Here is a 10,103-nt window from a genome sequence, read left to right as displayed (position 1 = left end):
GGACCGCTGGGATTGACCGCGGATGGACCCGGATTGAATAAATGGCGGCTAAATGTGGTCACTCCACACCTCGGTGTTATAGATTCACAGAACGCCGGGGTGATGCCCCGTCGAATCAGGCAATAGTTGCGATACCTCTGTGAAATTTCAACAGACGGAAGCGTTGGTGACCGTGGATGTGAAGGCCCGCCGGGAGCGGATCGAGCAACGCGTGCGCTCGGCCCGGGAGATCAACTACGCCGAGCTGGCGGCGGAGTTCGACGTCTCCGAGATGACAATCCGGCGCGACGTCGAGGCGCTGGAGATCCTCGGGGTGGTGCGTCGGGTGGTCGGCGGTGCCATCGCGGTCCAGGGCAAGGACACCGAGCCCTCGTTCGCCACCCGAATGGCCGACGCGGCGCAGGAGAAGATCCACATCGCCGATGTGGTGGCCGACCTGATCGGGGTCAACGAGACCTTGATCCTGGACTCCGGCAGCACCGCGCTGGCGGTGGCCAACTCGCTCAAAGGCCGCGGGTTGGGCCTGACCGTCGTGACGCCGAGTGTGCTCGCCGCGCTGGCGCTGGTCGACGAACCGGATACCACCGTCGTGCTCACCGGTGGACAGCTGCGGGCCGGGGAATTGAGCCTGATCGGCCCCAATGCCGAGGACACGTTGGCCAACTACAACTGCGACACCTACGTGATGGGTGTCGCGGGTATCGACAGCGACCGCGGCATCTCCGATTATCACCAGGCCGAAAGCCGGGTGAAGCGGGCCGCGAGCCGGCGCGCCGACCGGGTGATCGTTGCCGCCGACCGAAGCAAGCTCGGCCGGGTGACCTTCGTCAGCATCGCCGCGCTGTCCCAGATCCAGATCCTGGTCAGCGACGGTCCACCCGAGCACCCGGCGCTGGTCGCGGCGCGCGGCGCCGGGGTCGAGGTCATCTGCGTTGCCGGACAGGCTGATCCGTCCACCGAAGCTGCTGCGGGTGCGCGATGAGCCGGTACACCGTGGGGGTGGACATCGGGACCACCGGCACCAAGACGGTCCTGCTCGACACCGCGGGCGGGCTGGTTGCGACGGCAACACGGGAGACCGCACTGCACTCACCGGCGCCGGGTTACGCCGAGGCCGAAACGGGACAGTGGTACCGCAACGTGGTCGAGTCCGTCCGTGAGGTGCTGACCACCTCCGGCGTGGCTCCCGAACTCGTCGGCGCGCTTGCGACGTCGGGCATGGTGCCTGCCGTCATCCCCGTCGACGCATCGGGAAAACCGTTGCGGCGCGCGATACTCCAGAACGACGCCCGGGCCCATCGCGAGGTCGCCGACCTGGCAGGCGCGTTGTCGGCGATCGACCTGGTGGCGCTGACCGGATCGGCACTGACCCAGCAGTCGGTGGCACCCACCATCGCATGGCTGCGCGAGCACGAACCCGACGTCTACCGCCGCACCGCACACTGGATCGGCTCCTACGACTGGATGCTGACGGCGCTGGGCGCCCCGATCCACGTCGAACAGAACTGGGCACTGGAATCGGGGTTGTTCACCATCGACGGCGACGTCGCCGATGTGGTGGTGCGCGGCGCGGGACTCGACCCCGCCACCCTCGCCCCGGTGGTGCGTCCCGGCAGCAGGGTCGGCGAACTCAGTCCCCGCGCCGCCGAGGAGACCGGGCTGCGGCCCGGCACCGCGCTGGTGGCCGGCGGCGCCGACCATGTCCTGTCGGCGTATGCCGCCGGTGTCAACAATGCCGGCGACGCACTGGTCAAACTCGGTGGCGCAGGGGACATCCTGGTCGCCAGCGACACACAGATCGTCGACGAGCGACTGTATCTGGACGCCCACCCGGTTCCCGGCCGCTGGTTGCCCAACGGCTGCATGGCCACCAGCGGCAGCCTGATCCGGTGGTTCCAGACCCTGGTCGGCGGTGGGCAGCGGGTCGAACTCACCGCGCTCGACGACGAGGCCGCCCCCCGATCCCCTGCCGAGGTGCTGTGCTTGCCGTACTTCCTCGGTGAGAAGAGCCCGATCCACGACCCGGACCTGCGCGGGGTCTTCGCCGGAATGCACCTCGGGCACACCAGGGCGGACCTGTACCGGTCGGTGCTGGAGGCGATCGCGTTCGGGTTCCGACACCATGTCGACGTGTTCGCCGATATCGGCATCCCGTTGCGTCGGGTCATGATCACCAACGGGGGCTCCAAATCCACGCTGTGGAAACAGATTCACGCCGACGTACTGGGTCATGAGATGCATCCCGTCAGTGGCCACCCCGGTGCCTCGCTCGGCGCGGCGGTGATCGCCGCGATCGGAATCGGCGCCCTGGACGACTGGTCCGATGCGCAGCGCTACATCACCCTGGACGCACCCTTCGTTCCCGACCAGGACCGTCGCGCCGTCTACGACGCCGCCTACGCCACCTGGCGCGAACTCGGCACCTCGATGACACCGATCTCCCACCAGATAGCCCGAGCCACCCGTTGAACGACACGAAAGGATCACTCTGCCGATGAGAATCACGCAATGGCCCCATCCGGGGCGGAGGCGCAGCCTGCTCACCCGGGCCGCTCACTCCGCCGTACTCGCCCTGCTGGCCGTCTGCGCGCTGGTGCTGTCGGCCTGCGCGGGCAGCGGCGGACCCGAGCAGAGTGCCCCCGACCAGGGCACCGCCACCGGAGAGGTGCCGACCGACATCTCCGGCACCGTGCGGATCCTGATGGAGAACGTGCCCGACACCGACATCGTGCAGTCGATGGTGTCCGAGTTCAACGCCGAATATCCCGGCGTCGACATCAACATCGAGTCGCTGACCTACGACCAGATGCGCGACAAGTTGGTGTCTTCGTTCCAGTCCTCGTCACCGGCCTACGACCTCATCGTGGTCGACAACCCGTGGATGGTCGACTTCGCCAACGCGAACTTCCTGCAGCCGCTCGACAGCCGCATCGACAGCACACCCGATTACGACGCCGCGGACTTCTTCACACCGCTGACCGATATCACCACCGTCGACGGGGTCCGTTACGCCGTCCCGTTCTACAACTACGCGCTCGGATACCTTTACAACGCAGACGATCTCGCCGCTGCCAACCAGCAGGTGCCGACCACCCTGGAGGATCTGGTCAACACCAGCAAGGCGCTCAGGACCGACGACCGGGCCGGTATCGCGATGCAGCCCCAGCGCGGCTACAAGATCTTCGAGGAGTGGGGCAACTGGCTCTTTGCCGCTGGGGGCTCGATATACGACGCCGACGGCAACGTCACACTGAACACCCCGGAGGCCAAACGCGCGCTGGAGGCCTATATCGACACCTACCGCAATGCCGCGCCAGCCAACAGCCTGAACTGGAGCATGGACGAGGCCCAGCGTTCGGTGTCGGCCAATCAGTCGGCATCGATGATCAACTACAACTGGCAATTGCCCGCGCTCAACGAGCCGGGCTCGGGCCCCGCGGCGGGCAAGATCAAGCTGGCGACCATCCCGGGCGGCAAGCAGGTACTCGGGTCGTGGAGTTGGGCCATCCCGACCAATTCCGCCACCCCCGACGCAGCCTGGGCGTTCGTGTCGTGGCTGACCTCCAAGCCGCACGATGTGACCCGCACCGAGAAGGGCGGCGCCGCAATCCGGCAGAGCACCCTGCAGGACCCCGCCGTGTTGCAGGGCCAGTTCGGTGAGGAGTACTACCGGACAGTCGAGCAATTGCTGGCCGACTCCGCACCGCTGAGTCAGGGCCCCAGCGGCGAGGAGATGATCCAAGCCGTCGGCACCGAACTCAACGAGGCGGTGGCCGGGACCAAGAGCGTCGACGATGCGCTCGCAGCCGCGCAGGCCGCCGCCGAGAGGATCCAGGGCTGACGCCCCTCCCCAATCCGGAAACCGACCACCCCACGAAAGGAGCGAGACCAGCCGTGAAGTCCCGTATGAGATTTCAGCACGGTATGGTCGCCCCCCTCGCCGCCCTCTTCGTCGGGGTGGTCGGTTTCCCTCTCGGCTACGCCGCATATCTGAGCATCACCGACTACAAGCTCACCGACCGCGGCGCACCTGCGCTCGTCGGCGCGGACAACTACGTCGCGACGTTCTCCGACGGCGCGTTCTGGGGTGCTTTCGGTACCACCGCGCTCTATGTGGTGGTGGCCGTCGGACTGGAACTGGTGATCGGCCTGGCGATCGCGCTCGCTCTGCAGAAACAACGCTGGGCCCGCGATCTCACTCGCTCGATGCTGCTCGCACCGATGTTCATCACCCCGATCGCGGTCGGCCTCACCTTCCGGTTCCTGCTCAACGACCAACTCGGTGCGATCCCGGCGATGCTGCAGACGGTGGGAATCGACTACGACTTCTTCGGGCCGGGCCGGGCCCTGTTCACCCTGGCGTTCATCGACGTATGGCAGTGGACGCCCTTCATGGTGTTGCTGTTGCTGGCCGGGCTGGAGTCGATCCCGAAGGAACCCCTCGACGCCGCGCGGGTCGACGGCGCGGGCGGCTGGTACGTATTGCGCCGGGTCACCCTTCCGCTGCTGGCTCCGGTGCTGGTGGTGGCCATCCTGTTACGCAGCCTGGACGCCATGAAGGTGTTCGAGTACGTGTTCGCCACCACTCGGGGTGGGCCCGGCACCGAGACCGAAACACTGCAGTACTTCATCTATCAGACCGGAATACAGTTCTTCCGGCTCGGCTCGGCGTCGTCGATGGCTTTCGTCGTCCTGGTCGTCGTGCTCACCGTGATCGTCGTCGCATTCCGCCGGATGGAAGCCGCCCGCACCAGAGGACAGGTCCGATGACCCGTTCGAGCGTGGTCACCGTATTGCGGGTGACGCTGCTGTGGGCGGCGGGTATCACGGTGCTCTTCCCGATCGTCTGGATCGCGCTGGCCAGCGTGAAAACCCCTGAGCAACTCAATGATCCGTTCCTGATCGCGTTCACGCCGAGCTTTGGAAGCTGGCAGAACGTGCTGACTTCGGGAATCCTCGGCGCCGCGGGGCGCAGCGCGCTGGTCGCGCTGGTCACCGTCTGCATCAGCGTCGTGGTCGGCAGCATGGGCGCCTATGCCATCGCGCGCTACCGCGCCGGCGGCACGCTGACACGCTTCGGCATGCTGGCCGCCCAGGTGCTGCCACCGGCGGTGCTGGTGTTCCCTTTCCTGACGATGGCCTACGCCTTGCGGCTCACCGACACCCTGATCCCGGTGATCTTCGCGCACCTGAGTTTCGTTCTGCCCGTGGTGACCTGGTTTCTCATCGGCTTCTTCGAGGCGGTCCCCCGGTCGCTGGAAGAGCAGGCGCAGGTCGACGGTTTCAGCCGGTTCGCGGCGTTCCGGCTGGTCGTCCTTCCACAGGTCTACCCGGGAATCGGGGCGGCGGCGATCTTCGGGTTCACTTTGTCCTGGAACGACCTGTTCTACGGGCTGATCCTGGCCCCGGGCCAGGCGGCGATCCTGCCGGTCGCCATCGCAGGTTTCAACACATTCCGTGGTGTGCAGATCGGCTCGATGAGCGCGGCGATCCTCATCGCGGTGGTCCCGGTCGTCATCGCGAGCTTCTTCATCCAGCGCAAGCTGGTGCAAGGCATCAGCGGTGGCGCGGTGAAGTTCTAGGCACAGATAGGTATCTCGCACAATGGCAACGGTCCGCTTCTCCGGCGTCCACAAGGCGTACGGAACCACCTCTGTCGTCACCGACCTCGACCTGGAGTTGCCCGACGGCAGCTTCACGGTCCTGGTCGGTCCGTCGGGCTGCGGCAAGTCGACCTCGCTACGAATGCTCGCCGGGCTGGAAACAGTCACCTCGGGCACCATCACCATCGGCGACCGGGACGTCACCCACCTGCAACCGCGAGACCGCGATATCGCGATGGTGTTCCAGAACTACGCGCTCTATCCACATCTGTCCGTCGCGGAGAACATCGCTTTTCCATTGCGCGCCAACAAAACTCCCCGGCGTCAGGCGCTGGCCCGGACCGCCGAGATCGCCGAATCCCTCGGCCTGGGCCAACTGTTGGAGCGCAAACCCAAGGATCTCAGCGGCGGGCAGCAGCAGCGGGTGGCGATCGGCCGGGCGATAATCCGGGAGCCGGCGGTGTTCCTGTTCGATGAACCGTTGAGCAACCTGGACGCCAAACTGCGGGTCGAGACGAGAACCGAGCTGCTGCAGATCCAGCGCAGGCTGGGGATCACCTCGGTGTACGTCACACACGACCAGGAAGAGGCCATGACCCTGTCGGATCGCATGATCGTCATGCGCGATGGCCGGATCGCCCAGCAAGGCACACCCCAGCAGGTGTATGCCTGCCCCGCAGACACCTTCGTCGCCGCATTCGTCGGCAGCCCCAAGATGAACCTTGTCGACGGACACATCGCCGGCTCGGTGTTCACCGGCCCGGACGGGTTCAGCCTGTCGGTCGGTGCAGCCGATGTCGGCGGGCCGGTCACTCTCGGCGTGCGTCCCGACGATCTGCTCCCCACCGTCGGTGGCGACGCCGCCGACGCCCGGGTGGTCCTGATCGAACATCTCGGCCCCCGCGCCATCGTCACCATCGATTCGCACGGTACGGAACTGACCAGCGTGGTGGAGACCTCGCGCCTTTCCGGCATCCGCGAGGGCACGCCGGTGGACCTGGCCGTGCGACCGGACGCCGTACACCTCTTCGACACCGCCACCGGCCGACGCCTCGTCGGTCGAGCAGAACAGATAGGAAACGAGTAGCACAGATGACGAGAACTGTCGTGGTGACCGGCGCAGGTTCGGGCATTGGACGCGCCATCGCCAACACTTTGGCACAACGGAACTGGCAGGTGGTGGTCACCGACGTCGACGCCTCTGCCGCGGCCGAAGTCGCTGCCGGCCTGCCGAATCCGTCCGCAGGCCATGAGTCCGCCCAGCTCGACGTCACCGCACCGGAGTCTGCGGCGGGTGTCGCCGCCGACATCGCCGGCCGGTTCGGGCTCGATGCCTGGGTGAGCAACGCCGGGATCTCGTTCATGCACCGCTTCCTCGACGCACCCATCGAACGCTACGAGAAGACCCTCGACGTCAATCTCAAGGGGGTGTTCATCTGCGGCCAGGCCGCGGCGCGGGAGATGGTCCGCTCGGGCGTGCCCGGGATGATCGTCAACACCGCCTCGATGGCGGGCAAGCAGGGCCGGGTGCCCTTCCTGTCGGACTATGTGGCGTCGAAGTTCGGCGTCGTCGGCCTGACCCAGGCGATGGCCTACGAACTCGGCGAGCACGGCATCACCGTCAACTGCGTATGCCCCGGTTTCGTCGAAACACCCATGCAGTCCCGCGAACTGGAATGGGAAGCCGAACTGCGCGGCACCACCACCGACGGCGTGCGGGCCATGATGATCGCCGACACCCCGTTGGGTCGGCTGGAGCAGGCTGACGACGTCGCCCGGGCGGTGGCGTTCCTGCTCTCCGACGACGCCCGTTTCATCACCGGTGAGGCGCTGGCCGTCAACGGTGGCGCCTACATGGACTGAGCCGCCGGCCGGCTCCCCGAACATCCCGAGAGAAAGGCATTTTCAGTGACCAACACCTGGCTCGACGAGGTCTTCCACGTTGCGAAACCCGTCATCGCCATGCTGCACCTGTCCGCGCTGCCCGGCGATCCGGGCTACGACTCGGCCGGCGGTATCGCGGCCGTCGTCGAGCGGGCCCGGACCGAATTGGAGGCGTTGCAGAGCGGCGGGGTGGACGGTGTCATGATCAGCAACGAGTTCAGCCTGCCGTACCTGACCAAGACCGAACCCATCACCGCGATCGCGATGGCGCGGATCATCGGCGAACTACTGCCCGACATCGCGGTGCCCTACGGGGTGAACGTGCTGTGGGACGGTCGCGCGTCGATCGACCTCGCGGTGGCCACCGGCGCCAAGTTCGTCCGTGAGATCTTCACCGGGGTGTACGCGAGCGATTTCGGGCTGTGGGACACCAACGTCGGCGAAGTCGCCCGCCACCGCACGCGGGTCGGCGGCTCGCAGGTGAAGTTGTTGTTCAACATCGTCCCGGAATCAGCCCGCTATCTGGCCGACCGCGACCTGGAGTCCATCACCCGCACCACCGTCTTTGCGACGCTGCCGGACGCGATCTGCGTGTCCGGCGCCACCGCCGGTTCCCCCACCGACCTGGACGCGTTGAAGGTGGTCAAGAACGCGGCGGGCGAGGTGCCGGTGTTCGTCAACACCGGGGTGCGGGCAGAGAACGTGGCCCTGCAGCTCGGAATCGCCGACGGCGCCGTCGTCGGCACGTACTTCAAGAAGGACGGGCTGTTCACCAACGCCGTCGAGAAGTCCAGGGTCGAGGAGCTCATGGGTGCGGCCAAACAGTTCCGCGCCACCCTGGGCTGATCACCCGTCGCCGGCGGGACCGGCGCCCCGGACGAGCTGCACCCCCAGCTCGTCCGGGGGAACGGGATGCCCTTGGCCGCAGGTGATCTCAACTCTGGCGGGAGCACCGCACCCCAGGTGGGTCAGCTCCAGCGGAGTGCCGTCGAAGTGCTTTCGCCCCCATTCGAACATCGCCAACACCACGGGCATGAACTCCGTGCCCGCCTCGGTCAGCACGTATTCGTCTCGGGCGCGCTGACCGGGTTCCCGGTATCTGCGCTTGGTCAGCAGGCCGGCGTCGACGAGTTCGGAGAGCCGTGTCGATGTGGCCGCCTTGGTGATGCCGACGCGGCGGGCGAAGTCGTCGAACCGGGTGGTTCCGTAGTACGCCTCCCGCATGATGAGCATCGCGGACTTGGTGCCGACCACGGCCATCGTCTTCTCGATCGGGCACCGGCCCACCGCCGACCATGCGGTGCGGTCGGCCAGCACGCCCTGCAGGACTGTCATGTACATCACTCCACAGGCTGGGTAGCTATCTCTGAACCTAGGTGTTACACCTAAGTACATCGAACCATACTCAGTAACGAGACTCTGGAGGATCACATGGCCGACTACTCCGATCGCGACGCCGTCATCGTCGGTGCCGTCCGCACCCCCATCGGCAAGGGCAAGGCCCGCGGCGCCCTGCATGAGATCCTCCCGGCAGATCTGCTGGCGCACAGCTTGCGCGAGCTGATCGAGCGCACCAACATCGATCCGACCCAGGTCGATGACGTCATTGCCGGTGCGGTGACCCAGGTCGGCGACCAAGCGGTCAACATCGCGCGCAACGCGTTGCTGGGCGCGGATTTTCCCGAAAGCGTTCCGGGAACGACGGTAGACCGGCAGTGCGGGAGCAGCCAGCAGGCGATCAGCTTTGCCGCGCACGGGGTACTGGCCGGCGCGTACGACGTCGTCATCGCCGCCGGGGTGGAATCGATGAGCCGGGTGCCGATGGGCTCCTCGGTTCTTGCCGGAAGCAACCCGTTCGGCGCGGCGATGACTGCGCGCTACCCGGAAGGTCTGGTGGCCCAGGGGATCAGCGCGGAGTTGATCGCCGCCCGATGGAACCTGTCGAGGGCCGCGCTCGACGAATTCTCCGCCGGCAGCCACCACAAGGCGGCCCGCGCGGCCAAAGAGGGACTGTTCGATCATGAACTGGCGCCGATCGCCGGCCTGACGGCCGACGAGACCATTCGCCCCGACACCACGGTCGAGACGCTTGCCGGCCTACCGCCGGCGTTCTACAACGCAGAGCTCGGCACCCGTTTTCCGCAGATCGACTGGAGCATCACCGCGGGGAACTCCTCGCCGCTGTCGGATGGCAGCGCCGCGGTGCTGATCACCAGCGGCGCGGCGGCACGGCGCCTGGGACTGCGACCGCTGGCCCGCATCCACACCACCGTGGCCGTCGGATCCGATCCGCTCTACATGCTCACCGGGGTCATCCCGGCCACCGAGAAGGTGCTGGCCCGTTCCGGGCTGTCCCTGGCAGACATCGACCTGTTCGAGGTCAACGAAGCCTTCGCGCCGGTGGTGCTGGCCTGGGCACGCGACACCGGGGCGGACCTGTCCCGCACCAACGTCAACGGCGGCGCGATCGCCATCGGCCATCCTCTCGGCGCCAGCGGCGCCCGCATCATGACCACACTCGTCAATGCGCTCGAACAGCGGGGCGGGCGCTACGGGCTGCAGACCATGTGCGAAGCCGGTGGAATGGCCAACGCCACCATCATCGAACGACTCTGA

At 66.7% G+C, this 10,103-nt stretch carries 10 protein-coding genes; 9 read left to right on the top strand and 1 reads right to left on the bottom strand.

Annotation, left to right across the window (positions count from 1 at the left end; genetic code table 11):
- The first annotated feature begins 163 nt into the window (after positions 1-163).
- From ACNUDN_RS12470 to ACNUDN_RS12435, 8 genes are all read left to right on the top strand, one after another.
- Positions 164-982 (top strand): DeoR/GlpR family DNA-binding transcription regulator, encoded by an 819-nt coding sequence (locus tag ACNUDN_RS12470; protein WP_419125132.1) that lies wholly within the window; start codon positions 164-166, stop codon positions 980-982.
- Positions 979-2,469 carry an FGGY-family carbohydrate kinase gene (locus ACNUDN_RS12465; protein ID WP_419122233.1) on the top strand — a complete coding sequence of 497 codons (1,491 nt, stop codon included), beginning with the start codon at positions 979-981 and terminating at the stop codon, positions 2,467-2,469. Before ACNUDN_RS12470 ends, ACNUDN_RS12465 begins: the two co-directional genes overlap by 4 nt.
- A gap of 25 nt (positions 2,470-2,494) precedes the next feature.
- Complete coding sequence (locus tag ACNUDN_RS12460; RefSeq protein ID WP_419122232.1) at positions 2,495-3,841, top strand: ABC transporter substrate-binding protein; 1,347 nt, start codon at positions 2,495-2,497, stop codon at positions 3,839-3,841.
- Between the two features lie 65 nt (positions 3,842-3,906).
- The gene (locus tag ACNUDN_RS12455; protein WP_419125131.1) at positions 3,907-4,770 is read left to right on the top strand and encodes a carbohydrate ABC transporter permease; all 864 of its coding nucleotides are present in this window, start codon (positions 3,907-3,909) and stop codon (positions 4,768-4,770) included.
- Positions 4,767-5,582 carry a carbohydrate ABC transporter permease gene (locus ACNUDN_RS12450; protein WP_419122231.1) on the top strand — a complete coding sequence of 272 codons (816 nt, stop codon included), beginning with the start codon at positions 4,767-4,769 and terminating at the stop codon, positions 5,580-5,582. The genes ACNUDN_RS12455 and ACNUDN_RS12450 overlap by 4 nt, the downstream gene beginning before the upstream one ends.
- A gap of 22 nt (positions 5,583-5,604) precedes the next feature.
- On the top strand, positions 5,605-6,690 hold the full coding sequence (locus ACNUDN_RS12445) for an ABC transporter ATP-binding protein (RefSeq protein ID WP_419122230.1): 1,086 nt from the start codon (positions 5,605-5,607) through the stop codon (positions 6,688-6,690).
- A 5-nt stretch (positions 6,691-6,695) separates the two neighbouring features.
- Positions 6,696-7,466, top strand: coding sequence for an SDR family NAD(P)-dependent oxidoreductase (locus ACNUDN_RS12440; protein WP_419122229.1), 771 nt, complete (start codon positions 6,696-6,698; stop codon positions 7,464-7,466).
- A 45-nt stretch (positions 7,467-7,511) separates the two neighbouring features.
- Positions 7,512-8,333, top strand: a complete 822-nt coding sequence (locus tag ACNUDN_RS12435; RefSeq protein ID WP_419122228.1) for a BtpA/SgcQ family protein — start codon at positions 7,512-7,514, stop codon at positions 8,331-8,333.
- Here ACNUDN_RS12435 and ACNUDN_RS12430 read toward each other — a convergent pair whose 3' ends face one another.
- Positions 8,334-8,822, bottom strand: a complete 489-nt coding sequence (locus tag ACNUDN_RS12430; RefSeq protein ID WP_419122227.1) for a winged helix-turn-helix transcriptional regulator — start codon at positions 8,820-8,822, stop codon at positions 8,334-8,336.
- A 96-nt stretch (positions 8,823-8,918) separates the two neighbouring features.
- Here ACNUDN_RS12430 and ACNUDN_RS12425 point away from each other — a divergent pair, with 96 nt between their 5' ends.
- Positions 8,919-10,103, top strand: coding sequence for a thiolase family protein (locus ACNUDN_RS12425; RefSeq protein ID WP_419122226.1), 1,185 nt, complete (start codon positions 8,919-8,921; stop codon positions 10,101-10,103).

Source organism: Mycobacterium sp. smrl_JER01, from assembly GCF_048513595.2.
Classification (GTDB): Bacteria; Actinomycetota; Actinomycetes; order Mycobacteriales; family Mycobacteriaceae; genus Mycobacterium.
The sequence above is the reverse complement of the archived record's forward strand: the minus strand, read 5'-3'. Positions and strand labels throughout refer to the sequence as shown.